Annotated in this window: 26 protein-coding genes and 4 tRNA genes; 22 read left to right on the top strand and 8 right to left on the bottom strand. The window is 70.2% G+C overall.

The annotated features are described in order from the left end of the window. Nucleotides 1–5 precede the first annotated feature (5 nt). Nucleotides 6–1337 (bottom strand): ROK family protein, encoded by a 1332-nt coding sequence (locus tag SACCYDRAFT_RS09005; RefSeq protein WP_408640300.1) that lies wholly within the window; start codon nucleotides 1335–1337, stop codon nucleotides 6–8. 116 nt (nucleotides 1338–1453) lie between these two features. Here SACCYDRAFT_RS09005 and SACCYDRAFT_RS09010 point away from each other — a divergent pair, with 116 nt between their 5' ends. The 3 genes from SACCYDRAFT_RS09010 (at nucleotide 1454) to yidC (ending at nucleotide 3698) form a co-directional block, all read left to right on the top strand. Continuing rightward, entirely contained in the window at nucleotides 1454–2377 is a 924-nt protein-coding gene (locus SACCYDRAFT_RS09010) for a proteasome assembly chaperone family protein (RefSeq protein WP_005455576.1), read from the top strand. Nucleotides 2378–2448: 71 nt separating this feature from the next. Next, nucleotides 2449–2766, top strand: a complete 318-nt coding sequence (locus SACCYDRAFT_RS09015; protein WP_005455578.1) for a DUF6412 domain-containing protein — start codon at nucleotides 2449–2451, stop codon at nucleotides 2764–2766. A 71-nt stretch (nucleotides 2767–2837) separates the two neighbouring features. Continuing rightward, nucleotides 2838–3698 (top strand): membrane protein insertase YidC, encoded by an 861-nt coding sequence (gene yidC / locus SACCYDRAFT_RS09020; RefSeq protein WP_005455580.1) that lies wholly within the window; start codon nucleotides 2838–2840, stop codon nucleotides 3696–3698. Nucleotides 3699–3738: 40 nt separating this feature from the next. Here yidC and SACCYDRAFT_RS09025 read toward each other — a convergent pair. From SACCYDRAFT_RS09025 to SACCYDRAFT_RS09040, 4 genes are all read right to left on the bottom strand, one after another. After that, nucleotides 3739–3813, bottom strand: a tRNA-Val gene (locus tag SACCYDRAFT_RS09025). 1 nt (nucleotide 3814) lies between these two features. After that, a tRNA-Cys gene (locus SACCYDRAFT_RS09030) sits at nucleotides 3815–3886 on the bottom strand. 54 nt (nucleotides 3887–3940) lie between these two features. Then, nucleotides 3941–4013 (bottom strand) — tRNA-Gly (locus SACCYDRAFT_RS09035). 127 nt (nucleotides 4014–4140) lie between these two features. Further along, nucleotides 4141–4566, bottom strand: coding sequence for an SsgA family sporulation/cell division regulator (locus SACCYDRAFT_RS09040; RefSeq protein ID WP_005455582.1), 426 nt, complete (start codon nucleotides 4564–4566; stop codon nucleotides 4141–4143). Nucleotides 4567–4923: 357 nt separating this feature from the next. On the opposite strand from SACCYDRAFT_RS09040, the gene SACCYDRAFT_RS09045 reads away from it, so the two are divergent. The 3 genes from SACCYDRAFT_RS09045 (at nucleotide 4924) to SACCYDRAFT_RS09055 (ending at nucleotide 8162) form a co-directional block, all read left to right on the top strand. Beyond that, a tRNA-Val gene (locus SACCYDRAFT_RS09045) sits at nucleotides 4924–4998 on the top strand. A gap of 529 nt (nucleotides 4999–5527) precedes the next feature. Then, nucleotides 5528–7606: a threonine--tRNA ligase gene (gene thrS / locus SACCYDRAFT_RS09050; protein ID WP_005455583.1), complete on the top strand. Its 2079-nt coding sequence runs from the start codon at nucleotides 5528–5530 to the stop codon at nucleotides 7604–7606. Continuing rightward, on the top strand, nucleotides 7596–8162 hold the full coding sequence (locus tag SACCYDRAFT_RS09055; protein WP_005455584.1) for an HIT family protein: 567 nt from the start codon (nucleotides 7596–7598) through the stop codon (nucleotides 8160–8162). The genes thrS and SACCYDRAFT_RS09055 overlap by 11 nt, the downstream gene beginning before the upstream one ends. A 6-nt stretch (nucleotides 8163–8168) precedes the next feature. On the opposite strand, the gene SACCYDRAFT_RS09060 is transcribed toward SACCYDRAFT_RS09055, so the two are convergent. Continuing rightward, nucleotides 8169–8717 carry a YceI family protein gene (locus SACCYDRAFT_RS09060; RefSeq protein ID WP_005455585.1) on the bottom strand — a complete coding sequence of 183 codons (549 nt, stop codon included), beginning with the start codon at nucleotides 8715–8717 and terminating at the stop codon, nucleotides 8169–8171. Between the two features lie 104 nt (nucleotides 8718–8821). Here SACCYDRAFT_RS09060 and SACCYDRAFT_RS09065 point away from each other — a divergent pair, with 104 nt between their 5' ends. The 5 genes from SACCYDRAFT_RS09065 (at nucleotide 8822) to SACCYDRAFT_RS09085 (ending at nucleotide 12646) form a co-directional block, all read left to right on the top strand. Then, nucleotides 8822–9352, top strand: coding sequence for a MarR family winged helix-turn-helix transcriptional regulator (locus tag SACCYDRAFT_RS09065; RefSeq protein WP_005455586.1), 531 nt, complete (start codon nucleotides 8822–8824; stop codon nucleotides 9350–9352). 99 nt (nucleotides 9353–9451) lie between these two features. Continuing rightward, nucleotides 9452–10066 (top strand): phosphatidylinositol phosphate synthase, encoded by a 615-nt coding sequence (gene pgsA, locus SACCYDRAFT_RS09070; RefSeq protein WP_005455587.1) that lies wholly within the window; start codon nucleotides 9452–9454, stop codon nucleotides 10064–10066. Continuing rightward, on the top strand, nucleotides 10063–10995 hold the full coding sequence (locus SACCYDRAFT_RS09075; protein WP_005455588.1) for a phosphatidylinositol mannoside acyltransferase: 933 nt from the start codon (nucleotides 10063–10065) through the stop codon (nucleotides 10993–10995). The genes pgsA and SACCYDRAFT_RS09075 overlap by 4 nt, the downstream gene beginning before the upstream one ends. Beyond that, a complete protein-coding gene (locus SACCYDRAFT_RS09080) occupies nucleotides 10992–12137 on the top strand; it encodes a glycosyltransferase family 4 protein (protein ID WP_005455589.1) in 1146 nt (381 codons plus the stop codon). Before SACCYDRAFT_RS09075 ends, SACCYDRAFT_RS09080 begins: the two co-directional genes overlap by 4 nt. Continuing rightward, nucleotides 12134–12646, top strand: coding sequence for a LemA family protein (locus SACCYDRAFT_RS09085; RefSeq protein WP_005455590.1), 513 nt, complete (start codon nucleotides 12134–12136; stop codon nucleotides 12644–12646). Before SACCYDRAFT_RS09080 ends, SACCYDRAFT_RS09085 begins: the two co-directional genes overlap by 4 nt. Before the next feature lie 101 nt (nucleotides 12647–12747). Here the strand turns inward: SACCYDRAFT_RS09085 and SACCYDRAFT_RS09090 are convergent, their stop codons facing one another. Beyond that, nucleotides 12748–14886 carry an elongation factor G-like protein EF-G2 gene (locus SACCYDRAFT_RS09090; RefSeq protein WP_005455591.1) on the bottom strand — a complete coding sequence of 713 codons (2139 nt, stop codon included), beginning with the start codon at nucleotides 14884–14886 and terminating at the stop codon, nucleotides 12748–12750. Between the two features lie 201 nt (nucleotides 14887–15087). On the opposite strand from SACCYDRAFT_RS09090, the gene pdxS reads away from it, so the two are divergent. Further along, nucleotides 15088–16002 (top strand): pyridoxal 5'-phosphate synthase lyase subunit PdxS, encoded by a 915-nt coding sequence (gene pdxS, locus SACCYDRAFT_RS09095; RefSeq protein WP_005455592.1) that lies wholly within the window; start codon nucleotides 15088–15090, stop codon nucleotides 16000–16002. A gap of 42 nt (nucleotides 16003–16044) precedes the next feature. On the opposite strand, the gene SACCYDRAFT_RS09100 is transcribed toward pdxS, so the two are convergent. After that, a complete protein-coding gene (locus tag SACCYDRAFT_RS09100; RefSeq protein ID WP_005455593.1) occupies nucleotides 16045–16629 on the bottom strand; it encodes a helix-turn-helix domain-containing protein in 585 nt (194 codons plus the stop codon). Between the two features lie 67 nt (nucleotides 16630–16696). On the opposite strand from SACCYDRAFT_RS09100, the gene SACCYDRAFT_RS09105 reads away from it, so the two are divergent. The 10 genes from SACCYDRAFT_RS09105 (at nucleotide 16697) to secD (ending at nucleotide 24846) form a co-directional block, all read left to right on the top strand. Then, nucleotides 16697–17434: an AzlC family ABC transporter permease gene (locus SACCYDRAFT_RS09105; RefSeq protein WP_052309087.1), complete on the top strand. Its 738-nt coding sequence runs from the start codon at nucleotides 16697–16699 to the stop codon at nucleotides 17432–17434. After that, nucleotides 17431–17751 (top strand): AzlD domain-containing protein, encoded by a 321-nt coding sequence (locus SACCYDRAFT_RS09110; protein ID WP_005455596.1) that lies wholly within the window; start codon nucleotides 17431–17433, stop codon nucleotides 17749–17751. Before SACCYDRAFT_RS09105 ends, SACCYDRAFT_RS09110 begins: the two co-directional genes overlap by 4 nt. A 39-nt stretch (nucleotides 17752–17790) precedes the next feature. Next, nucleotides 17791–18432: a pyridoxal 5'-phosphate synthase glutaminase subunit PdxT gene (pdxT, locus tag SACCYDRAFT_RS09115; RefSeq protein ID WP_005455597.1), complete on the top strand. Its 642-nt coding sequence runs from the start codon at nucleotides 17791–17793 to the stop codon at nucleotides 18430–18432. A 24-nt stretch (nucleotides 18433–18456) separates the two neighbouring features. Beyond that, nucleotides 18457–19206: a YebC/PmpR family DNA-binding transcriptional regulator gene (locus tag SACCYDRAFT_RS09120; RefSeq protein ID WP_005455598.1), complete on the top strand. Its 750-nt coding sequence runs from the start codon at nucleotides 18457–18459 to the stop codon at nucleotides 19204–19206. Nucleotides 19207–19274: 68 nt separating this feature from the next. Further along, nucleotides 19275–19814, top strand: coding sequence for a DUF4262 domain-containing protein (locus tag SACCYDRAFT_RS09125; RefSeq protein ID WP_005455599.1), 540 nt, complete (start codon nucleotides 19275–19277; stop codon nucleotides 19812–19814). Nucleotides 19815–19974: 160 nt separating this feature from the next. Then, nucleotides 19975–20571, top strand: coding sequence for a crossover junction endodeoxyribonuclease RuvC (gene ruvC, locus SACCYDRAFT_RS09130; protein ID WP_005455600.1), 597 nt, complete (start codon nucleotides 19975–19977; stop codon nucleotides 20569–20571). Further along, the gene (gene ruvA, locus SACCYDRAFT_RS09135; RefSeq protein WP_005455601.1) at nucleotides 20568–21167 is read left to right on the top strand and encodes a Holliday junction branch migration protein RuvA; all 600 of its coding nucleotides are present in this window, start codon (nucleotides 20568–20570) and stop codon (nucleotides 21165–21167) included. Before ruvC ends, ruvA begins: the two co-directional genes overlap by 4 nt. Before the next feature lie 22 nt (nucleotides 21168–21189). Continuing rightward, nucleotides 21190–22263 carry a Holliday junction branch migration DNA helicase RuvB gene (ruvB, locus tag SACCYDRAFT_RS09140; RefSeq protein ID WP_232283804.1) on the top strand — a complete coding sequence of 358 codons (1074 nt, stop codon included), beginning with the start codon at nucleotides 21190–21192 and terminating at the stop codon, nucleotides 22261–22263. A gap of 127 nt (nucleotides 22264–22390) precedes the next feature. Next, on the top strand, nucleotides 22391–22825 hold the full coding sequence (yajC, locus tag SACCYDRAFT_RS09145; protein WP_005455603.1) for a preprotein translocase subunit YajC: 435 nt from the start codon (nucleotides 22391–22393) through the stop codon (nucleotides 22823–22825). A gap of 185 nt (nucleotides 22826–23010) precedes the next feature. Continuing rightward, the gene (gene secD, locus SACCYDRAFT_RS09150) at nucleotides 23011–24846 is read left to right on the top strand and encodes a protein translocase subunit SecD (protein ID WP_005455604.1); all 1836 of its coding nucleotides are present in this window, start codon (nucleotides 23011–23013) and stop codon (nucleotides 24844–24846) included. Nucleotide 24847: the final 1 nt, after the last annotated feature.

Consider the following 24847-nt stretch of genomic DNA (forward strand, 5'->3'; position numbering starts at 1 on the left):
GGTGGTCAGAGCACGGGCTCGCGCAGTGGCACCGCGACCAGCGCGGGATCGCCTGCCGGGCAGCCTCTGTCCACCCACCGCGTGAGCCGCTCGGGCGCGAACAGTTCGTCGATGGCCATGAAGGCCGCTCCGACGAGCCCCGCCCGGTTGCTGAGCGCGGAGCGGGTGATGCGCAGCTCCCGTGTCGCGAGTGGCAGCGACCGCCGGTAGACGGTCTCGCGCACGGTGGCCAACAGCAGGTCGCCCGCCCGCGACACTCCGCCTCCGATGATCACGAGTGCGGGGTTGTAGAAGCTGACGAGCGTCGCGAGCAGGTTGCCGATGAGCCGTCCCGCGCGGGTCAGCAGCTCCACCGACGTGCGGTCGCCACTCTGCGCGGCGCGGGAGATGTCGGCCGCCGTCACCGTGCCGGTGGAGGCGAGCACGTCGGCGAGGAACCGGCTGCGGCCCTCCTTCGCCGCGGCCAGCCCGTCCCTGGCCAGTGCCGCGCCACCCGCGTACGCCTCGAGGCAGCCCGTGTTCCCGCACCGGCACACCACGTCGTCCTCGTCGGAGGCCGCCGCGTGCCCGATGTCGCCCGCGCAGCCCTGGCTGCCGCGGTGCAACGTGCCGCCGGACACGAGTCCGGCGCCGATTCCGGTGCCGATCTTCACGTAGAGGATGTCCCGCTGGCCTTTCGCCGATCCGGCCCGCAGTTCGCCGAGCGCCATGGTGTTGACTTCGTTGTCCACCCAGACCGGGGTGTCGTAGCGGCGGGCGAGGCGGTCACGCACCGGGTAGCCGTCCCAGCCGGGCATGATCGGCGGCGCACTCGGCCGCCCCGTGGCGAACTCCACCGGTCCCGGCAGGCCGATGCCCACCCCCCACACGGTGAGGCCCGGGTCGGCGAGTTCGGTGCGTACCCGGTCGAGCAGTTCGTCGAACACCTCCTCGACGCGGCCCAGCACGGTGTCCGGCCCCGTCGCGATGTCGACCTCCTCGGTGTGCTCGGCCAGCACGGTCCCGGTGAGGTCGGTGACGCCGACGCTGATGCCGGTGGCACCGAGCTCCGCGGCGAGGATCACCCCTGCTCTCGCGCGGAACCGCAGCTCGCGAGGCGCACGACCACCGCTGGACGGGCCGAGCGCTCCCTCCTCCAGCAGTCCGCACGCTGTGAGCTGGTTCACCCGCTGTGTGACGACGGTGCGGCCGAGACCCGAACGTCTACCGATCTCGGGCCGGGTTCTCGCCGTGCCCGAACGCACGAGGTCGAGCACGGTGGCCAGGCTGTCGGCGTGGTCACCGACCGCCATCGTCGTGGTCGTCTGTCCGGATTGAGGCCCTTGCACCCATCCCATCTTTCCATCATGGGCCGCCTGGAGACGGCACTCTCGAGTGATGTGGTGGGATTGAACGGACGTCAGCAGGCGTTGCCCCCTGTGACGGCAGACGTGGTGAGGTCAGGAGGTTGACGGTGGATCGCAATCCGGAGCAGCTGTACGACCTGGACTCCGGGGTGTCCGTGCCGGAAGAGGCGGTGCTGCTCTACCACTTCGACGGGTTCGTCGACGCGGGCTCGGCAGGGAGGACCCTCGTCGAGCACCTGCGGTCGGAGTTCGACGGCCCCGTGGTGGCGCGGTTCGACGTCGACCGGCTGCTCGACTACCGTTCGCGGCGGCCCATGATGACGTTCGCCGCCGACCACTGGGCCGACTACGACGAGCCGGAACTGGCCGTGCGGCTGCTGCACGACTCCGACGGGACGCCGTTGTTGCTGTTCACCGGTCCGGAACCCGACACGAAGTGGGAGACGTTCGCCGCCGCCGTGCGCGGTCTCGTCCAGCGGTGGCGGGTGCGGCTGTCGGTGACCGCTCACGGTATCCCGATGGGCGTGCCGCACACGAGGCCGCTGGGTATCACCGCCCACGCGACCCGTCCCGAGCTCGTGCGGAGTCACCGGGTCACCTTCAACCACGTGCAGGTGCCGGGCAGCGCGGCGGCGTTGTTGCAGTACCGGCTCGGGCAGGCCGGGCACGACGCGATGGGTTTCGCCGCTCACGTCCCGCAGTATCTCGCGCAGTCGCGTTACCCGGCCGCCGCGTTGCGGCTCTTCGACGCCGTGACCGAGGTGACCGGCCTGCGTGTTCCCCTGGCCGACCTGCGGGAGGCGGCACACGCCGCGAACCTGGAGATCGACCGGCAGGTGCGGGAGAGCACCGAGGTCGCGGACGTGGTCGCCGCGCTGGAACGCCAGTACGACGCCTTCACCGAGGCGAGCCCGGAGAGCAACCTGCTCGCCGACGCCGACGAGATGCCCAGTGGCGACGAGCTGGCCGAGCACTTCGAGCGGTTCCTGGCCGAGCAGCAACAGGGCCGTTCCGAGCCGGGGGAGGGCTGACGGCCCGACCGCGGACCGTTTCCCGGCCCGATCCGCCCCTTCGCCGGTGCGCGGGCTGCTAGGTTCGCCTCGTGACGTTCGAAGGCAGCGTGGTGCGGCGGCTGTTGCTGCTGCTCGCGCTGCTGCCCGCTCTCCTGCTCGCCGTGTCGGCGGCAGGGGAGGCCGGCCCGCTCGGGCTCGCCACGGTGCTGGCCACGAGCGTGGCCGCCGCACTCGTGGGGTCCGCGGCCGCGCTCTGCTCCGCCCGCCGGTGCGCTCCCGCTCGGCTGTTGCGCGCCCGTCACCGGCAACGAGCGCGGCGGGCACTCGTCCTCCGCCTCTTCGACCCCGACGCTGAAGGTCGTACGCGACCGCGAGCTCCGTCACTGGGCAGCGCCGACACCGCCTGACTCCCACGCCGAGCCGGGCGGTCACCGAACGCTGTCCTGGTCTCTTCTCGACGTGACGGAGTAACTCCCCGATGTTCGATGTCCTCCTCCTACCCGTTTCCGCCGTCCTCTGGTTCTGGCACCGCGTCACAGGCAGCCTCCTCGACCCCGACAGCGGGTCGGCGTGGGCGCTGGCGATCGTCTTCCTCGTCTTCTCCGTTCGCGCGCTACTGGTGAGACCCACGCTGAGCCAGCTCCGCGCGGCCCGCCGCATGCGGGACCTCGCGCCACACGTGCAGCGCATCCGCGCGAAGTACCGCGATGACCGCGCGCGGACGGCACAGGAGATCCAGAAGCTGCACGCCGACCACGGCACCAGCATGCTCGCGGGCTGCCTGCCCGCACTGCTGCAGATACCCGTGTTCCTGAGCCTGTTCTGGGTGTTGCGTGGCTTCGCTCCCGAAGCTCGGACCAACCACGTGTTCGACCGGGAGGGCGTGGAATCGTTCCTGGGCGCCGACCTGTTCGGTGCGAAACTCGGCAACTGGCTCAGTCAGTCCACGGCGGAACTCGCGGCGTTCGGCACCGACCGGCTGCACATGGTCGCCGTCGGCGGCCCCTTGCTGCTCGTCGCGAGCCTTGCGACGTACCTGTCGATGCGGATGTCCTTGTGGCGGCAGGGCGACACCGCCGCCGTGGGAGGGCCGGCCGTGTTCGGCAAGACCATGGTGTACCTCGCCCCTGCGGGCATGCTGCTCTCCGGAGCGTTGTTTCCCGTGCCACTCGGGGTCCTGCTGTACTTCCTCGCCAACAACCTGTGGACGTTCGGTCAGCAGTACGTCCTCACCCGGGTGCTGGATCGTGAGGAGGAACGAGCGCGCGCCGTGCGGCCGAAGGCCGCCGGACCGCGGCCGGGCCAGAAACCCCGACGGAACGGCCCCCGGTCGGCCTGAACGACGAAACCCCGCCCCGGTGGTCCGGGGCGGGGTTCGGTGGTGCGCGATACTGGGATCGAACCAGTGACCTCTACCGTGTCAAGGTAGCGCTCTCCCGCTGAGCTAATCGCGCGAGGCGGAGACGGGAATCGAACCCGTGTACAGGGCTTTGCAGGCCCTTGCCTGAACCACTCGGCCACTCCGCCGTGGGTGTGAATCAAGCGCGAGCTCGATCCAACTGCGGAATGCCGCCGCAGTCGAGCGGACGACGGGACTCGAACCCGCGACCCTCACCTTGGCAAGGTGATGCGCTACCAACTGCGCTACGTCCGCAATCTCCGACTCGGTGTCACTCGGCCTTTCGGCCGGTGACCCCTCGTCGTCGTGTGTGAAGAACTGTATCCGATGCCCTTCCGGCCGTTTGCACGGGGGGTGGTCATGTTCTCGCGCAAGCCCGTGATCAGCCGAGATCGTGCGGGATGAGCCTCGTGAGCGCGTCGTCGACGTCGACCCACAGGTGCTCGTTGCCGGGCAGCACGACGTCGTAGGTCTGGTCGAGGAAGTCGGCGAGCTCCTGGGCGGAGGCCTCGAACATCGCGTGACCGGACGGCGAGTTCAGTTCGACGAAGACGGAGTCGGGGTCCTCGATCGACGGCTTGATGCGCACGTCGCCGTCCCCCGCCTCCCCGAGGAGGCCGTCGGCCAGGAGGTCGCGGGCGAAGACCCACTCGACCCAGCCGGCGCGTCCGGTGCGGAACGCCGCCACGACCGCGTACGGGTCGCGGGTGTCGTACCGCAGTTCCACCTTCACCGGAACCGGAGGCGTTCGCGGTGCCAGAAGGTCGAAGACCGCCGTGGACCGGAGCGTGACGTGATCGTTTCGCATGTCGTTACCCTTCTGCTCCCTTCCGGCCGGCTTCGGCCGTGTCCTACGGGTGTGACGCACTCCGGCGCCGGTTCGATCACCCTGAGTTCGAACATCACCCAAACGTGTGTGTCGCGTGGGAGGCCCTGGTACATCCTGCTTGCTTCGTCCGGCGAAGGACAGACAAGTCGCGCGAATGTTGCAGCAGACACCTGCCGGGGTCGGGATCGCCTTGCGGTCTCTTTCGGCTGCACGTCGACGTGTCACCAGTGGAAACAGTGCCGGTGTCTCACCGCGACCCCGCCGCCCCTCCACGAAAGGGGACCCCGCTTTCGGGGCGCGATCAGCCTCCGCTACAGTTGTTCCCACAACAGCAAAGGGCGATTAGCTCAGCGGGAGAGCGCTTCGTTCACACCGAAGAGGTCACTGGTTCGATCCCAGTATCGCCCACCACGACAATTCAGTTGTTTTCGTAGTCAGACCCGGCATCCGCCGGGTCTTTCTCATGTTCCCTTGGTCACTGGTTCCAACCAGCCACGACAGGCACACACCCCGGCCCGAGTGAACAGTTCGGACACGGTGCGCTGCCGGTCTCGTGGTACCGGCGGAGCAGTGGTCCGCGACCGGGTGGTACGTGGCCGCGGACACCACCCACTACGGTGGGTGCCCGCTCACTCACGGCGACAAACGATGTTCTTCTGGTGTTCGCCACGATGCCTCGTCGACGTCGTGGGCTCGGAGGTCGTCGGGAGTGACCTGGCCGGGGTCGGGAACATTCGTTCTCGGTGCTCTCCACGGTAGCGAGCGTTCCGGCGATTGTGACAATCCTGTAACCACGCCCACGATGTGCTCGGCGCCACAGTGCGGGGCGCCGTCGATGTGATGTCCTGGGGAGCTCGTCGTCGTGACCCGGGGCCGGGGCGGCCGATGCGAGGACTAGCATCGTGCGTGCACGTCAAACCACGTTTTCAAGGGAGTTCCCGTGTCGCAGTCGTCGTCCGCCGCAGTCTCGTCCGCCTCGCGCGTGGTGGTGCGAGCAGGCACTACGGCGGGTGCCGCGGTGCGTGAGGCGGGTTACCCCAGCAAGGGCGCCGAGGCCGTGGTCGTCGTGCGCGATCCCTCCGGTGCTCTCCGCGATCTCGCGTGGGTTCCCGATGCCGACGTCGAGGTGGAGCCGGTCGCGGCCAACACCGAGGACGGCAGGAGTGTGATCCGGCACTCGGCGGCACACGTGCTCGCGCAGGCCGTGCAGCAGCAGTTCCCCGAGGCGAAGCTGGGCATCGGGCCGCCCGTCAAGGACGGCTTCTACTACGACTTCGCGGTCGACCGGCCGTTCACGCCAGAGGACCTCCAGGCGCTCGAGAAGCGCATGAAGCAGATCATCAAGGGCGCCCAGCAGTTCTCGCGCCGCGTGGTCGCCTCGGTGGAGGCGGCCAGGGCCGAGCTCGCCGACGAGCCGTTCAAGCTCGAACTGGTGGACCTCAAGTCGGGCGGTGAGGCCGACTCCGTCGACACCTCCGAGGTGATGGAGGTCGGCGCGGGCGAGCTGACCGTCTACGACAACCTCGACCCGCGCACCAAGGAGCGCGTGTGGGGTGACCTGTGCCGGGGTCCGCACGTGCCCACCACCAAGTACATCCCCGCCTTCAAGCTCACCCGCGTCGCGGCGGCGTACTGGCGCGGCGACGAGAAGAACCCACAGCTGCAGCGCATCTACGGCACCGCGTGGGAGTCGCAGGAGGCGCAGGAGCACTACCTCGAGATGCTGGCGGAGGCCGAGCGGCGCGACCACCGCAGGCTCGGCGCGGAACTCGACCTGTTCTCGTTCCCCGACGAGATCGGTTCCGGGCTGCCCGTCTTCCACCCCAAGGGGGGTGTGATCCGCAAGCAGCTGGAGGACTACTCGCGTCGCCGCCACGAGGAGGCGGGCTACGAGTTCGTCAACACCCCGCACATCACCAAGGGGCAGTTGTTCGAGACCTCCGGTCACCTCGACTGGTACCGCGAGGGGATGTACCCGGGCATGCACCTCGACGCGGAGTACGACGACGACGGTGAAGTGCGCAAGCCCGGCCAGGAGTACTTCCTGAAGCCGATGAACTGCCCGATGCACAACCTCATCTACCGCTCGCGGGGCCGCAGCTACCGTGAGCTGCCGCTGCGGTTGTTCGAGTTCGGCACGGTGTACCGCTACGAGAAGTCCGGTGTCGTGCACGGCCTCACCCGGGCGAGGGGCTTCACCCAGGACGACGCGCACATCTACTGCACCGTCGACCAGATGCAGGACGAGATCAAGTCGCTGCTGCAGTTCGTGCTCGACCTGCTGCGCGACTACGGCCTCGACGACTTCTACCTGGAGCTGTCCACACGCGACCCCGAGAAGTCCATCGGCAGTGACGAGGACTGGGAGCGGGCCACCAACGCGCTGCGGGAGGCGGCCGAGTCGAGTGGTCTGGAACTGGTGCTCGACCCGGGTGGCGCGGCGTTCTACGCGCCGAAGATCAGCGTGCAGGCCAAGGACGCCATCGGCCGGAGTTGGCAGATGTCGACCATCCAGGTCGACATGATGCTGCCCGAGAGGTTTGGGCTGGAGTACCAGGCCGCCGACGGCTCCCGGCAGCAACCGGTGATGATCCACCGGGCCCTGTTCGGGTCGATGGAGCGGTTCTTCGGCGTGCTCACCGAGCACTACGCGGGGGCGTTCCCGGCCTGGCTGTCACCGGTTCAGGTCGTGGGCATCCCCATTGCCGACGCACACGTCGAGCACCTGCGCGGCGTGGAGAAGGCGTTGCGCGACCGGGGGATCCGGGTCGAGGTCGACACCAGTGACGACCGCATGCAGAAGAAGATCCGCACGCACACCACGCAGAAGGTGCCGTTCCTGTTGCTCGCGGGCGCCAAGGACGTGGAGGCGGGCGCCGTGTCGTTCCGGTTCCGCGACGGCAGCCAGATCAACGGCGTCCCGGTGGCGACGGCCGTGGAGGCCGTGGCCGACTGGGTCGCGCGCCGCGAGAACGCGTCGCCGACGGCGGAGGCGCTGGGAGCGTTCGTTGACCGGTGACCGCGGGCCGGGCGAGAGCCCGCGCCGGGAGTTCGTGGAACAGGACGGGGTGGGGGTCGCCGACCAGCTTCAGCGGTTGTGGACCCCCCACCGGATGGCCTACATCAAGGGAGAGAACAAGCCCGACGGTGACGGCGAGGGTGGGTGCCCGTTCTGCCGCCTGGCCGGGCTGGACGACGAGACGGCGCTGATCCTCGCGCGCGGCGAGACCGTGTTCGCGGTGCTCAACCTCTACCCGTACAACCCGGGGCACCTCATGGTGGTGCCCTACCGGCACGTTGCCGACTACACGGACCTCACGGCCGAGGAGACGGCGGAGGTGGCCGAGTTCACCAAGCGGGCGATGCGGGTGATCAGGACGGTGTCGGCCGCCCACGGGTTCAACATCGGGCTGAACCAGGGGGTCGCCGCGGGGGCGGGAATCGCCGCCCACCTGCACCAGCACGTGGTACCGAGGTGGGGCGGCGACTCCAACTTCATGCCGGTCGTCGGGCACACGAAGGTGTTGCCGCAGCTGCTCGGGCAGACCCGGGAGCTGCTCGCCGACGCGTGGTGAGGCGGCTCAGTCCTGGCGTCCGGCCTCGATGTCGAGCTCGATGACGACCTTGTCGCTGACGACCGCCGTGGGGATGTTGCCGCCGACGCCGAAGTCGGAGCGCTTGATCTCCGTGCGGGCCGCCACGCCGATCACCTTGCTGCCCTCGGTCATGCCGTCGCCGAAGCCGCCGAGCTCGGCGGTCAGCGTCACGGGCCTGGTGACACCGCGCAGTGTCAGCTCGCCGTCGATGAGGAAGTCCTCGCCGTCGGCGCGGATACCCGTGGAGCGGAAGCTCAGCGTGGGGTGGTTCTCGACGTCGAGGAAGTCGGCGCTGCGCACGTGCTCGTCGCGCTGCTGGTTGGTGGTGTCGATGCTCGCGGCCTGCATGGTGGCGGTCACCGAGGAGTCGGTGATGTCCTCCGCGGTGGTGATCTCGCCGCTCAGCTCGGTGAACCGGCCGCGAACGCGGGTGACGCCGAGGTGGCGCACGACGAAGCTCACGTTGGAGTGCACGGGGTCGATCGTCCAGGTGCCGGTCAGGTAGCCGGGGATGCCGGTCGTGCTGGTGGTCATGGGGCTCCCTCTGTGAACCGATGTGATTGAGCTTTCAATCGCACACGATAGCGGAGGTTTGGTTGAGAGCTCAATCAGGTCTTCGTCTGGGTTAGAATGGCCCCATGTCGACACCTCGATGGCTCACACCGGAGGAGCAGCGCGTGTGGCGCGACTTCTCGGCCGCCATCGACATGCTCCGAGCCCACCTCGAGGCGCAGTTGCAGCGCGACGCGGGCATGCCCACCACCTACTACGCCGTTCTGGTCGCCCTGTCGGAGGCCCCCGGCCGGGTGCTGAGGATGAGCGACCTCGCGCTCGCGACGCGTTCCTCCCGGAGCAGGCTCTCGCATGCCGTCGCCCGCATGGAGTCCAACGGCTGGATTCGCAGGGAGGCGTGCCCCACGGACAAGCGTGGCGCGTTCGCCCACCTGACCGACGCCGGGCTCCGGGCCATTCGCGACGCCGCTCCCGGGCACGTCGAGGCGGTGCGCGAGGCGCTGTTCGACGCGCTCACGCCGGAGCAGGCCCGACAGCTCGGCGCGATCAGCGCGGCGATCACCGACCGGTTGACGCCGGAATGCGCCCGCGCCGAAGTCGAGGCGGCCGGAGCCTCCCACAACACCGAGGAGTCTGCCGTCGGTAGTCGCCCGTGACACGCGGTGCAGGGGCACGGGACGCCGGCTTCGTGGCGGCTCGATAGGGTTTGCTTGCCGAGTTGATCCGCACTCGCCAGCAAGCACCCGTAGGATGAGATGCTCAACATCTTCGCGCGCGCGTCCGTGTCTCGCGTCACCGACCCGATCGGTGCCGCCCTGGTGCGCGTCGGGCTGACCCCGAACGCGATGACACTCATCGGCACCGCGGGCGCCATCGCAGGGGCCCTGGCCTTCTTCCCGACCGGGATGCTGCTCGCGGGCACCTTCGTGGTGTGGGGCTTCGTCATGCTCGATCTGCTCGACGGGGCGATGGCGAGGGCGAAGGGGAGCACGCCGTTCGGAGCGGTGCTCGACGCCACGTGTGACCGGTTGGTCGACGGCGCGGTGTTCGCGGCCGTCGCCTGGTGGGCGTTCGCCGTGGCCGACAACCCCCGGGTCGCCGCGGCGGCACTGCTGTGTCTCGTGCTCGCGCAGGTCATCTCCTACGTCAAGGCGAGGGCGGAGGCGTCCGGGTTCGGCGACGCGGCCAACGGGGGACTCGTCGAACGCGCCGAGCGCCTGATCATCGCGCTCGTCGGGACGGGACTGCAGGGACTGGGCCTGCCGTACGCCGTCGAGACGTCACAATGGCTGCTCGCGGTGCTCTCGGTGATCACCCTGGCCCAGCGCGTCGTGGCGGTGGCCACGGCGGCGAGGAAGGCTCCGCTGTGAGCAGGCGGCGACTCGTGGAATGGGGTTACGCCGCGGCGTGGCGTCTGGTGCCGAAACTGCCGGATTCGTTCGTCACCACGGCGTTCGCCGTGGGAGCCGACATCGCCGCGCGGCGCGACCGCGGCGGCGCCGCGCGACTTCGCCGCAACCTCGCGAGGGTGGTGCCACAGGCGGGCCCGGTGGAACTGGAGGACCTCACCAGGCGGGCCATGCGCTCGTACGCCCGGTACTGGCAGGAGGCGTTCTGCCTGCCCTCGATGGACCCCGAGGACGTGCGCGGGCGCATCGACGTCACGGGTGCCGAATACCTCGACGCCGCCCTGGAAGAGGGCAACGGAGCGGTGGTCGCGCTGCCCCACACGGGTAACTGGGACGTCGCGGGCGTGTGGCTGGTGGGACACTCCGGCAATTTCACCACGGTGGCGGAGCGGCTGCGGCCGGAGTCGCTGTACGAACGGTTCGTCGCCTACCGCGAGTCGCTCGGCTTCGAGGTCGTCCCCGCAGACGGGAGCGTGTCCTTCCGCCTGCTGCTGCGGCGACTCCGGGAGAACAAGGTGGTGTGCCTGGTGGGCGACCGCGACCTCACCGGCTCGGGCACACCCGTGACGTTCTTCGGCGAGAAGGCGACGTTCCCCGCAGGCCCGGCCCGGCTGGCACTGAGCACCGGAGCCGCGCTGCTGCCGGTGGGATGCTGGTTCACCGACGGCGGGTGGGCGGTGCGCATACACCCCCGGATCCGCGTCAGCACCCGCGAGGAGGTGTCCGCCGCGACGCAGGCACTCGCCGACGTCTTCGCGGGGGACATCGCGGCCCACCCCACGGACTGGCACATGCTCCAGCCGTTCTGGCTCGCCGACCGCGGCAGCGAGGACGAGGCGGGCGACACCGACGTCGGTGAGGCCGAGCCGGGGGAACGGAGCGTGTCATGAAGGTCGGCATCGTGTGCCCGTACTCCTTCGACGTGCCCGGAGGCGTTCAGGGACACGTCGTGGACCTCGCCAAGGCGCTGCGCTCGCTCGGGCACACCGTGTCGGTACTCGCTCCCGGCGACGACGAAAGCGCGCACCTCCCCGAGTTCGTGCAGCCCGCGGGTCGTTCGCTCGGCATCCCGTACAACGGCTCGGTGGCGCGGCTGCAGTTCGGCCCCGTCTCGTACGCACGGGTGCGGCGCTGGCTGCGCGACCACGACTTCGACGTGCTGCACCTGCACGAACCGACGGCGCCGAGCCTGTCGCTGCTGGCGCTGACCGTCGCGGAAGGACCCATCGTCGCGACGTTCCACACCTCCACCCCCCGCTCGCGCACGCTGGCGGCGTTCGAGCCGGTGCTGCGTCCGCTGCTGGAGAAGGTGACCGCCCGCATCGCCGTGTCGGCGCTGGCGCGTCGCGTGCAGGTGGAACACCTGGGCGGGGACGCGGTGGAGATCCCCAACGGGGTGGACGCCGCGTTCTTCTCGGGTGCCGAACCGCTGGAGGGCTATCCCCGTCAGGGCGGCACGATCGGGTTCGTCGGCCGGTACACCGAACCCCGCAAGGGCATGGGTGTGCTGCTCGACGCGCTGCGTGTGCTGGCGCCGGAGTCGCCGTCGCTGCGGTTGCTGGTCGTCGGGCGTGGAGAGGCCGAGACGCTGTACCGGCAGGCAGGCCCCGAACTCGCGTCACGACTGGACCTGCTCGGGCAGGTGGACGACGAGACCAAGGCGCGCGCACTACGCAGTGTGGACGTCTACTGCGCCCCGAACACGGGGGGAGAGAGCTTCGGGATGATCCTCACCGAGGCCATGGCGGCGGGCACCCCCGTGGTGGCCAGTGCGCTCGATTCGTTCCGCCGGGTGCTCGACGACGGAAACGCCGGCGTGCTGGTGCCCACCGGCGACGCCGAAGCCCTGGCGGGCGCGCTGCGGGGGCTGATCGCCGATCCGGCCCGCCGGGCCGCGCTGTCGGAGGCGGCCACCCGACGCGTCGCGCGCTACGACTGGGGCACCGTCGTGAAGCAGGTCGTGCGCGTGTACGAGACGGCGATCGCGGCCGACCCACGCAAGGTCGGCGCCGAGCCCGGCGTTCTGCGATGACCACGTGGTTGGTGGTGTTCGCGCTCGTCGTGGCGCTGGTGGTGGCGAACGCGTTGTGGCTGGTCGCCACCGCGAACCGGCTCGACCGGCTGCACGTCCGCATGGACGCGGGCTGGGCCGCCCTCGACGCCGCGCTCGCGCGCCGCGCCGTGGTGGCCAGGACGGTGGCGGCGAGTGTGCTGCGCGGTGAGGACGCCGAGGTGCTGAGGGCCGCGGCCGACCTGGCGGAGCTCGCGCCCCGGCCGGAGCGGGAGTCAGCGGAGAACGAACTGACGCGCCGGCTCGCCGAGGTCGACCGGCGGACGCTGCCCGCCGGGCTCGCCGACGAGTTGACCGACGCCGAGGAGCGCGTGGTCATCGCCCGCCGGGTCTACAACGACGCGGTGCGCGACACACTGGCGCTGCGGCGCCGCCGCCGGGTGCGGTACTTCCGGCTCGCCGGCACGGCCCGCCGCCCGGAGTACTTCGAGATCGCCGAACCCGACCCCGCGACGCCCCCGAAGACCTGAGCCGAAACCACCGTGTCCGCACTTCTCGCACGCGTGTTCGCGTCGCAGGCTGCGGACACGCGTGCACAACCTGCGGACACGCGTGCGCTGGTTCAGCTGGTTCAGGCTCGGGCCTTGGTGTGTTCGCGTGTCGGGAGCTTCTGCGGGGCGAACTCGTAGCGGACGTGGCGGCGGGTGAAGCTCGCCCGGCCGGAGGTGAGCGAGCGGAGGTCCACGGCGTAACGCACCAGCTCGGCCGACGGCACCTCGGCGCGGACGAGGCTGTGCCCGCCCTCGACCGACTCGGTGCCGAGCACCCGGCCCCGCCGGGACGACAGGTCGCCCAGCACGGCGCCGAGGTAGGCGTCGGGCAGCCGGACGACGACCTCGTCGAGCGGTTCCAGCGTCACAAGCCCCGCCCTGGCGGCCGCGTCCTTCACCGCGAGCGCCCCGGCGGTCTGGAACGCGGCGTCGGAGGAGTCCACGCTGTGGGCCTTGCCGTCGAACAGGGTGACGCGCACGTCCACGACGGGATCGTCGCTGCCGATGCCGTTGCGCAACTGTGCCCGCACCCCCTTCTCCACGCTGGGGATGAACTGGTGGGGGATGACGCCGCCGACGATGCGGTCGACGAACTCCACCCCCTCGCCTCGGGGGAGGGGCTCCACCGACACGTCGCACACCGCGTACTGTCCGTGCCCTCCGGACTGCTTGACGTGGCGTCCGTGCCCGTCGGCGGGCGCGGCGAACGTGGCGCGGCGGCTGGTCCGTACGGGTTCGGTGGTCACCTCCGCGCCACCGGCCCGGAGCATGGACAGCACGACGTCCGCGTGTGCCTCGCCCATGCACCACAACACCAGTTGGCGGGTCTCCGCATTGCGCTCCAGCCGTAGCGTCGGATCACCCGCGACGAGCCTCGACAGGTTGCGGGCGAGCACGTCCTCGTCGCTGCGGGACTGCGCGACGACGGCGACGGGCAGCAGCGGCTCGGGCATCTCCCAGGGCGCGATGAGCAGCGGGTCCTCGGGCTCGGACACGGTGTCACCGGTCTCGGCGGACGTGAGCTTCGTCAGTGCGCACACGTCGCCCGCCACACAGTGGGGCACCTCCCGCAGGGCGGCCCCGAACGGGGAGTACAGGTGCGCGACGCGTTCGTCGGTGTCGTGCTCGTCGTGCCCTCGGTCGACGAGGCCGTGTCCGCTGACGTGGACCGTCCGTTCAGGACGCAGCGTGCCCGAGAACACCCGGACGAGCGACACCCGGCCTACGTAGGAGTCGACGGAGGTGTGCACGATCTCGGCGGCGAGCGGCCCGCCGGGATCGGTGGAGAGCCGGGGATGCGGGATGCCCTCCGGCGTGGTGGCGATGGGCGGTGCGTGTTCCAGCGGGGAGGGGAACGCACGGGCGATACCGTCGAGGACCTCGGCCGTGCCCACACCCGTCTGCGCGCACGCGGGAATGACCGGGTGGAACGTGCCCTTGGTCACGGCTTTCTCGAGGTCGGCGATCAGGGTGTCCTCGGAGATCGACTCGCCGGCGAGGTAACGGTCCATGAGGGTCTCGTCCTCGCTCTCGGCGATGATGCCCTCGATGAGCGCGTCACGGGCGCCCGACAGGCGTTCGGCGTCCTCTCCTCCGACGTCACCGAGGCGCGGAGGATGGCCGTTCGAGTAGTCGTAGCGGCGTCGTGTGACCAGGCCGACCAGCGCCGGGCCGCCGTCCCCCGCCGGGAGGTACAGCGGGAGCACCCCGGCCCCGAACGCCTCCTGGCACGCCATGATCGTCGCGTCGACGTCGGCGCGGGCGTGGTCGAGGCGCGACACGACGACGGCGCGCGGCAGGCCGACGGCAGCGCACTCCTCCCACAGCGACACGGTCGCGGGGTCGACACCGTGGCCCGCGCTCACGACGAACAACGCGGCGTCGGCCGCGCGGAGCCCGGCGCGCACCTCTCCCACGAAGTCGGCGTAGCCCGGCGTGTCGATGAGATTGATCTTGACGTCGCCGTGGACGACGGGGGCGACGGCGAGGCCGACGGAACGCTGCTGGCGAACGGCGGCCTGGTCGTGGTCGCACACGGTGGTGCCCTCCACCACGGATCCCGCCCTGTTGAGGGTCTTCGCGGCGACGAGCAGAGCTTCGGTGAGGGTGGTCTTTCCGGAACCGGAGGGGCCGACGAGTGCGACGTTGCGTACCCTGCCGGGTTCGTCCACGGCGACCGCGGCCGCCGGGTCGCTGGTCCTGATGTTCTTCTCGGCCATCACGGCCTCCTGCGACGGTGGCGGGTGCTGTGCTTTCGAGCACACACCCGATCGGTGCGGGTGGCAAGGCGGGCGGACTCCGGAACACCGCAACGGCGAAGTGGTCCTCCGGAATCGACGCTCAATGGCCTCCTCCGCCGGTCCACATCCGCCCTACGGTGGTGCCGTCAGCTCGAGAAGAACGCGGTGAAAGGTACTGCTGTGTCGAACGCTTCGCCCAGCGACTCTGTCGAATCCCGGACCGGTACCGCGCGGGTCAAGCGCGGGATGGCGGAGATGCTCAAGGGTGGCGTGATCATGGATGTCGTCACGCCCGAACAGGCCAGGATCGCCGAGGACGCCGGCGCGGTCGCCGTCATGGCGCTGGAGCGGGTTCCCGCCGACATCCGAGCCCAGGGCGGTGTGGCCCGCATGAGCGATCCCGACCTGATCGACGGCATCGTCTCCGCGGTGTCCATCCCGGTGATGGCGAAGGCGCGCATCGGCCACTTCGTCGAGGCGCAGGTGCTGCAGTCGCTCGGCGTGGACTACATCGACGAGTCCGAGGTGCTCACCCCCGCCGACTACGCCAACCACATCGACAAGTGGGCGTTCACGGTGCCGTTCGTGTGCGGCGCGACCAACCTGGGCGAGGCGCTGCGCCGCATCAACGAGGGCGCCGCGATGATCCGGTCCAAGGGCGAGGCCGGGACCGGGGACGTGTCCAACGCGACCACCCACATGCGCCGCATCCGCTCGGAGATCCGCACGCTGTCGGCCCTGCCCGAGGACGAGCTGTACGTGGCGGCGAAGGAGATGCAGGCCCCCTACGAACTGGTGAGGGAGGTCGCCGAGACGGGCTCGCTGCCCGTGGTGCTCTTCACGGCCGGTGGTATCGCCACGCCCGCCGACGCCGCGATGATGATGCAGCTCGGCGCCGAGGGCGTCTTCGTCGGCTCGGGCATCTTCAAGTCGGGCGACCCGGCCCGGCGGGCCGAGGCCATCGTGAAGGCCACCACCTTCCACGACGACCCGGACGTCGTCGCGAAGGTCTCGCGGGGGCTCGGCGAGGCGATGGTGGGCATCAACGTCGACGACGTGCCCGCGCCCCACCGGCTCGCCGAACGCGGGTGGTGACGCGCTCCGAGCCTGCCTCGGCCGCCGAGTGAGGGCGACCGCTCAGCTCTGTTCGGAGACGAGCACGGCCATCGTCTGCGCCTCAAGAGCCTTGAACACGTGCGGCAGGTCGCCGGGGTAGGCGACGTAGTCGCCCGGTTTCAGCTCCACCGGGTCGTCGAGGAGTCCCACGAGGGCTCGGCCGCTGCACAGCACGATGTGTTCCACGATGCCGGGCATGTGCGGGTCCGACTCCCTCGGCCGGTCGGGCTCGGCCTGGATGAGGTAGACGTCACGACGGGTGTGTGGTGGGGCGGGGGACAGCAGGGTGGCGACGTAGTCCGCGCGCTCGGCGGAGAACCGAGGTCCCTCGCCCGCTCGCACCACCTGCACCCGAGGCCGGACCGGTTCGACGAGCTGGGTGAACGAGATGTCGAGGGCGGTGCTGAGCGCCCAGATCGTCTCGACGCTCGGGTTTCCGGTCCCGGACTCCAGTTGGGACAAGGTCGATTTCGCGATGCCCGCCCTGCGGGCGAGCTCGGTGAGCGACAGCCCGGCCCGCTGCCGCTCGCGCTGTAGCGAGGCGGCGATGGCCGCGAGGGGCGCGCCGGTGGCACCGGATGTTCCGTTGTCCCTGGTCTGCGTCATGTTGTTCGCTCCACAGTCCGCTTGTTCGCCTTGACGAACGCGAGTCCTTGTGTTCAGCATAGGAGTCGTGCGTTCGATATGGCGAACCCTGGACCGCGACCTCGCGCGTGACATCGCGCTGGTCTGCCTCGCCGACGCCCTCGTCGGCATCTCCTTCGGGGCCATCACCGTGGGCTCGGGCCTGCCGTTGTGGCTGCCCATGCTGCTGTCGGTGGTGGTCTTCGCCGGTGCTGCCCAGTTCATGTTCGTGGGGCTGGTCGCCTCCGGCGGCAACCCGGTCGCGGCCGTCGTCGCCGCCCTGCTCCTCAACGCGCGCCACGTGCCGTTCGGTTTCGCGGTCGCCGACCTCCTCGGCCGACGGTGGGCGAGCCGCCTGCTCGGCACCCATCTGATGATCGACGAGACGGTCGCGTTCGCGCTGGCCCAGCGTGAGCGCGAGCGCCGCAGGGCTGCCTACTGGGGCTGCGGTCTCGGTCTGTTCGTCGCCTGGAACCTCGGTGTGGTCGTCGGTGCCGTCGTCGGCACGGCGGTCGGCGACACCGCCGCGCTCGGCCTCGACGCCGCGTTCCCGGCGGTGCTGCTCGCGCTGGTGCTGCCCGCGTTGCGCGACGCGGACACCCGCAGGGCCGTGCTGGTGGGCGTCGCCGTCGCGCTGGCGACAGCCCCGTTCGTCCCGGCCGGGTTGCCCGTGCTCCTCGGGTTGGTGGGCGTCGTCGCGGTCCTGCGCCGTGGCGCCACCGAAACCACGGACGAGCAGGAACAGGCCCTGGCCGATCGAAGGGGAGGGGAGGGGACGGCAGGATGACCGCCACCACGCTCATCGCGTCCACCGTCGTGCTCGGTGCGGGCACGTTCGCGTTCCGTGCCGTCGGCCCCGCTCTGAAGGCCCGCGTGCGGCTGTCGCCGAGGGTCGAGAAGTTGTTCGCCGTGTCGGCGGTCGTGCTCCTGGCCTCCCTGGTCGCGACGTCGTCCCTGCTGGAGGGGGCGGAGTTCGCGGGCTGGGCTCGCCCCGCGGGTGTCGCCGTGGGTGGTGTGCTCGCGTGGAAGAAGGCGCCGTTCGTGGTCGTCGTGCTCGCCGCCGGGGCGACGGCGGCGGGACTGCGGCTGCTCGGCGTGCCCTGAGCTCTGTTCCTCTGGCGCTCCCACTAGGCTTGACCAGCAATGATCGCGGGAAAGGTGACGCACGTGCCGCAGCGACCCCTCGTCGGTGTCCTCGCCCTGCAGGGTGACGTGCGGGAGCACGCCGCCATGCTGGAGCGTGCCGGTGCCCGGGTCCTGCCGGTGCGTCGGGTCTCCGAACTGGCCGAGGTCGACGGCCTCGTGCTGCCCGGCGGCGAGTCCACCACGATGTCGCGGCTCCTCGGCTCCTTCGGGCTGCTCGAACCGTTGCGGCAGCGGATCCGGGACGGGCTGCCGGTCTTCGGCTCCTGCGCCGGGATGGTGCTGCTGGCTCGGCAGGTGCTCGACGGCAGGCCCGACCAGCACCAGCTCGGCGCGCTCGACGTCGTCGTCCGGCGCAACGCGTTCGGCAGGCAGGTCGACTCGTTCGAGGCCGAGCTGGAGTTCGAAGGCATCGAGGGCGGCTTCCACGCCGTGTTCATCCGGGCTCCCTGGGTGGAGAAGGCGGGATCCGAGGTCGAGGTGCTCGCCACGGTGGGTGACGACACAACCCCCGGCGCGGCTGCCGATAGGATCGTGGCCGTCCGGCAGGGGAGAGTCCTCGCCACCGCGTTCCATCCCGAGCTGACCGGCGACGAGCGGATTCACCGTCTGTTCGTTCGTACCGTGTCCGAGGTCGCATAGACGCGAAAGAGAGTTGGAGGAGAGATGAGCGGCCACTCCAAGTGGGCCACCACCAAGCACAAGAAGGCCGCCCTCGACGCCAAGCGTGGCAAGCTGTTCGCGAAACTCATCAAGAACATCGAGGTCGCCGCGCGTACCGGCGGGGGCGACCCCGAAGGCAATCCCACCCTGTACGACGCCATCCAGAAGGCGAAGAAGAACTCCGTTCCGCAGGACAACATCGAGCGGGCGCGCAAGCGCGGTGCCGGTGAGGAGGCCGGTGGGGCGGACTGGCAGAACATCACGTACGAGGGCTACGCACCCGGTGGGGTCGCGGTGCTCATCGAGTGCCTGACCGACAACAAGAACCGGGCGGCCTCCGAGGTGCGCACCGCGCTGACCCGCAACGGCGGCTCGCTCGCCGACCCGGGCTCGGTGGCGTACCTGTTCAACCGCAAGGGCGTCGTCATCATGCCGAAGAACGGCCTGTCCGAGGACGACGTGCTCATGGCCGTGCTCGACGCGGGCGCGGAGGAGGTCAACGACCTCGGCGAGAACTACGAGATCATCTCCGAGGCCGGCGACCTGGTGGCCGTGCGGACGGCGTTGCAGGACGCGGGCTACGACTACGAGTCGGCCGACATGAACTTCCTTCCGTCGGTCAACGTCCCGCTGGACGCCGAGAACGCGCGCAAGGTGTTCCGCCTGATCGACGCGTTGGAGGACTGCGACGACGTGCAGAACGTCTACTCCAACTTCGACGTCAGCGACGAGGTGCTCGCCGAGGTCGGCTGAGCGGGGTGCGCTCCGGGAGAGGGCCTGCGCGGCGAGCCTGTGGTGTGCGCGCCCGCTGATACGGCACAATGTCGGCCGTGACTGCGGAGACCGCCTTCCACAACGGCCACGAACTCGATTCCGACCAGCAACTGCGGGAGTGGATCGTCGCGCAGGCCGAGCAACGCGGTAACGCGGTGGTCGCGGTCCCCGCCGACGAGCAGGGCGCGGGGTATGCGTTCACCGTGTGCGCGTGGGCCATGCACGGCATCCCGGAGGCGGTCGTCGTGGGTCTGCCCCAGGAGATGGCGACGGTGTTGCTCGACGCCTATGTGGACCGTGCGGCCACCGGTGAGCGGTTCGAGTTCGGGGGGCTCTACGACGACTTCTTCGACGGCGTGCCCGTGACGTTCGAGAAGGTGGCGCCGGGACATTACCCGGAGTTCTTCGGCAGCGCGTTCCTCGTCTATCCCGAGGGGGACTTCCCCGCGGTGCAGATCATCGTGCCGACGCCGGACGGTTTCTGGCCGTGGGACGAGGGCGCGCCCGAGGGATTCGCCCAGTGGCAGCCCGTGCTGACGGTCAGCGGAGAGCCCGAGAGCTGGACGCCCGGCGTCGACGGCCCCTGATCCGGCTCACACGCGTGTGTCCGCAGTCCGCGTACGCTGGTTCGCGGTTCTCGTACGCGTGTCCGCACGCACATCGCCGTGACAGCGTGTTCGACGTGGTGTGGTGACGCGACGCGGTAGCCTTCGACTCGAACTGGTGTTCGTGGAAAGGACTGGCCTCGTGCGCGTGCTGGGTGTGGACCCCGGGCTGACCCGGTGCGGGCTCGGGGTCGTCGACGGCGGTTCCGGACGGTCCGTGTCGTGCGTGGCGGTGGACGTCGTTCGCACGCCCGTCGACGCTGAACTCCCGCGACGGCTGCTGCAGGTCAGCGAGGCGGTGGACGACTGGCTCGACACCCACCGTCCGGACGTGGTGGCCGTCGAACGGGTCTTCAGCCAGCACAACGTCCGCACCGTGATGGGCACCGCGCAGGTCAGCGGCGTGGTGGCCCTCTGTGCCGCGCGCCGCGGCCTCCCGGTGTCCTTCCACACGCCCAGCGAGGTGAAGGCCGCTGTCACCGGCTCCGGCCGTGCCGACAAGGCCCAGGTGACCACGATGGTGACTCGCCTGCTGCGGTTGAAGAAGGCGCCCAGCCCGGCCGACGCCGCCGACGCTCTCGCACTCGCGATCTGTCACCTGTGGAGGGAGCCGATACGGGCGCGGCTCGCGGAGGCCGAGGCGAGAGCGGCCGAGTTGGCCCGCACCCACAAGGCCCGCCTGGCTGCGGCGGCAGCCAGGCGGCGTGACGACACGACAGGGACAGGACTGACATCATGATCTCCTCGGTACGCGGTGAGGTGCTGTCGGTGGGGCTCGATCACGCGGTGATCGAGGTCGGCGGTGTCGGTCTCGCCGTCCAGGCGACTCCCGGCACGCTCGCGACACTGCGCAGGGGCAGCCAGGCGCAGCTCCACACGGCGCTGGTGGTGCGGGAGGACTCGCTGACGCTGTTCGGGTTCGCCGACGCGGACTCGCGGGAGCTGTTCGGACTGCTCCAGACGGTGTCGGGAATCGGACCCCGCCTCGCGCTCGCGGCACTGGCTGTGCTGGAACCCGAGAAGCTGCGGATCGCCCTGTCGGAGGGCAACATCACGATGCTCACCCAGGTACCCGGCATCGGCCGCAAGGGCGCCGAGCGGCTGATCATCGAGCTGCGCGACAAGGTGGCCGCTCTCGCGTCGGACGACGGCGGGCCCGGCCCGGCGGAGGCCGGGAGCGGCGCGGTGCGGGCCGACGTGGTCGACGCGCTGGTGGGCCTCGGTTTCTCTGCGAAGCAGGCGGAACAGGCCGTGGACAAGGTGGCGGGCGACGTGCCTGACGACACGTCGCGGATGCTGCGGGCGGCTCTCGCCGTCCTCGGCAGGAAGAAGTGAGGCGGCGGGCGTGCACGACGACATGACCGAGCCACCCGGGGAGGCCGGGCCGGTTCCGGACGAGACACCGCTGTCCGCGGCGGCCCAGACGGGCGAGCGGGAGGTGGAGACGGCGCTGCGTCCGCGCAGGCTGACGGAGTTCGTGGGTCAGCCGCGTGTGCGGGAGCAGCTCGAACTGGTGCTGGAGAGCGCGCGCAAGCGCGGCGTGGCGCCGGACCACGTCCTGCTGTCGGGACCTCCCGGCCTCGGCAAGACGAGCCTCGCCATGATCATCGCTTCCGAACTGAACGCCGCCATCCGCATCACCTCCGGGCCGGCGCTCGAGAAGGCCGGCGACCTCGCCGCGATGCTGTCCAACCTCGTCGAGGGCGACGTGCTCTTCATCGACGAGATCCACCGCATCGCCCGGCCCGCCGAGGAGATGTTGTACCTCGCGATGGAGGACTTCCGCGTCGACGTCGTGGTGGGCAAGGGACCTGGGGCCACGAGCATCCCGCTGGAGATCCCGCCGTTCACGCTGGTCGGCGCGACGACCCGGTCGGGAGCGCTCACCGGCCCGCTGCGTGACCGGTTCGGTTTCACGGGACAGATGGAGTTCTACAGCCCCGCCGAGTTGGAGCAGGTGCTCCGGCGGTCGGCGTCGATCCTCGGCATCGACATCGACGCCGAGGGGCGAGCCGAGATCGCCCGGCGCTCGCGTGGCACACCCCGCATCGCGAACCGGCTGCTGCGCAGGGTGCGCGACTACGCTGAGGTGCGTGCCGACGGGGCGGCCACGCTGCCTGTCGTGCGCGCCGCGCTGGAGGTGTACGACGTGGACGAACTCGGTCTCGACCGGCTCGACCGGGAGGTGCTCGGCGCGCTCGTGCGCTCGTTCAACGGTGGCCCCGTCGGCGTGTCCACGCTCGCGGTGGCCGTGGGCGAGGAACCCACCACGGTCGAAGAGGTGTGTGAGCCGTATCTCGTGCGTGCGGGTATGCTCGCGCGGACGCCACGGGGCCGGGTCGCCACCGGGCTGGCGTGGGAGCACCTCGGGTTGCGGCCTCCCGACGACGCGGGAGGGCTTGACGCCACGTCGCCGTCCCTGTTCGACTGAGGGACGCCGAGGTGTGCGCCACCGGTGCTCGATTTCTCGACAGCGCCTGGCACACTCGAAAACAGCACATCCGGACACAACTCGGACGTCACGCTCCACCACAGGCGGCGTCTGCGAATGGAGAACCATGGACGGCCTTATCCTGCCGCTGCTGTTGATGCTCGTCGTCGCGTTGCCGCTCATCCTGAGCACGCGCAAGCAGAAGAAGCTCATGGCCGAGCAGCAGGAGATGCAGAACAGCCTGACCGCGGGTGACCGCGTGATGACCACGTCGGGTCTGTACGCGACCGTCGCCGACGCGAGCGACGACACCACCATCGACCTGGAGATCGCCGAGGGCGTGGTGACGACCTGGCTGCGTCAGGCCGTGCGCGAGCGCATCGTGCCGACCACCGACATCGACACCTCCGACCCCTCCCACGCCTCCGAGGACGCGGAGGAGACCGTCACGGCTTCCGCTGTCGAGGCCGAGGACCTGAAGGGCGAGGCAGGCAAGGTCGACGCCGAGAAGGTCGACGAGGGCGCGCCGGTCGCCTCCTCCGCCGAGCACGGCAAGAAGTAGCGACCGCTTCGTCACCGCACCGCGACACCGGCAGCGCCGTCGACGGACTCGCCGGTGCGGGTGGTCTGTTGCGCATGCCCAGCGCCGAGTAAGGTCTCGGTGCTGGGCGCGTTCGCTACCTCGCGGTGAGTGACCCGCCTGCCGACTCGTCAAGCCGTCGAACAGTTCGAGGAGAGCGACCGACCGTGGCACCTCCCGCCGGGCAGATCCGCCCGGGACGCTACTTCGCGTTTTTCGTCGTGATCGTCGCCGCGCTGTATTCGCTGGTGTTCTTCACCGGCGACGGCAGCCCGACGCCCAAGCTCGGAATCGACCTCAAGGGCGGCACGCGGGTCACCCTGACGGCGAGGACGCCGGACGGTTCCGAGCCGTCACGCGAGCAGCTCCAGCAAGCCCGTCAGATCATCGAGAACCGCGTCAACGGCATCGGTGTCAGCGGCGCGGAGGTCGTGCTCGACGGCAGCAACGTCGTCATCACGGTCCCCGGTGACCAGGGCGAGCAGGCGAAGACGCTGGGACAGACCGCGAAGCTCGGTTTCCGGCAGGTCGTCGCGGCGGTCCCCGCGGGCCAGCCGGGCACCCCGCCGGGCACACAGCAGCCCGGTTCCGGCGCGGACGCGGGGGACACCGGCCAGGGCGAGGACTCCCAGGGCCAGGACACCGAAGGCGCGACCGGTGACACGGAATCCGGCGACCAGGCGGACTCCAGCGGTACCGACGGTGACGACTCCTCCGGCAACCAGGGCGGCGGCAGCAGCCCGCTCGGCTCCGCCCCCGCCCAGCAGCCCGACGGCGACGACAACGGCGGCCAGGGCGACGATGCTGACGGCGGTGACGGTGGCGACGGTCAGACCCTCCAGGAGGAGGCCGCCGAGCAGATCCAGCAGGCCAAGCAGTGGCGGCAGGACCCCGCACTCGTGCCCGCCGACCCCACCGACCAGGCCGCGATGCAGCAGGCGCAGCAGTTGCAGCAGCAGGCGCTGGCGCGACTGACCTGCGACCCGAACGAACTCGACCCGCTGGCCGGTAACGACGACCCGAAACTGCCGCTGGTGGCGTGCGACCGGGAAGGCACCGAGAAGTACGTCCTGTCGCCGGTGTTCCTGGAGGGCACGGCCATCGCCGACGCCTCGTCCGTCTACAACACCCAGGAAGGCGGCTGGGTCGTCAACCTGTCGTTCACGCCGCAGGGCGCGGACACGTGGGCGGACTTCACCGCGCAGAACATCGGGCAGCGTGCGGCCTTCGTGCTCGACACCGAGGTGGTGTCCGCGCCGACGATCAACCAGGCCATCGCGGGCGGTGACACCCAGATCACCGGCCAGTTCACGCAGGCCGAGGCGAAGGACCTGGCCGACGTTCTGAAGTACGGTTCACTGCCGCTGTCGTTCGAGTCGTCCGACGCGACCACGGTGTCGGCCACGCTGGGTCTCGCGACTCTGGAGGCCGGGCTGATCGCGGGCGCGGTCGGTCTCGCCCTCGTGTTCGTGTACTGCCTGTTCTACTACCGGATTCTCGGCGTGCTGACGATCCTGTCGCTCGCACTGTCCGGTCTGATCGTCTACGCCGTACTGGTCCTGCTCGGACGCTGGATCGGCTACACCCTCGACATCGCGGGCGTGGTCGGGTTCATCGTCGCCGTGGGTGTCACCGCGGACTCGTTCGTCGTCTACTTCGAACGCTTGAAGGACGAGATGCGAGAGGGCCGCACCTTCCGCTCGGCCGTGCCACGCGGCTGGGAGAAGGCGCGGCGCACGATTCTCGCATCGGACGCCATCATGTTCCTGGCCGCGGGTGTGCTGTACGTGCTCGCGGTGGGAGAGGTGAAGGGCTTCGCCTTCACCCTCGGCGTCTCCACGGTGCTCGACCTCATCGTGGTGTTCCTGGTGACGCACCCGCTGGTGGCGATGGTGTCCCGATCGAAGAAGCTCTCGAGTCCCAAGCTCTCCGGTCTCGGTGCGGTGCAACGCATCGGCGAAGGCCGTCGAGCCGCGGTCCGCACTGCCGTGAAGGAGGCGTGAC

Origin of the sequence: Saccharomonospora cyanea NA-134, from assembly GCF_000244975.1 — a bacterium.
Taxonomy (GTDB): domain Bacteria; phylum Actinomycetota; class Actinomycetes; order Mycobacteriales; family Pseudonocardiaceae; genus Saccharomonospora; species Saccharomonospora cyanea.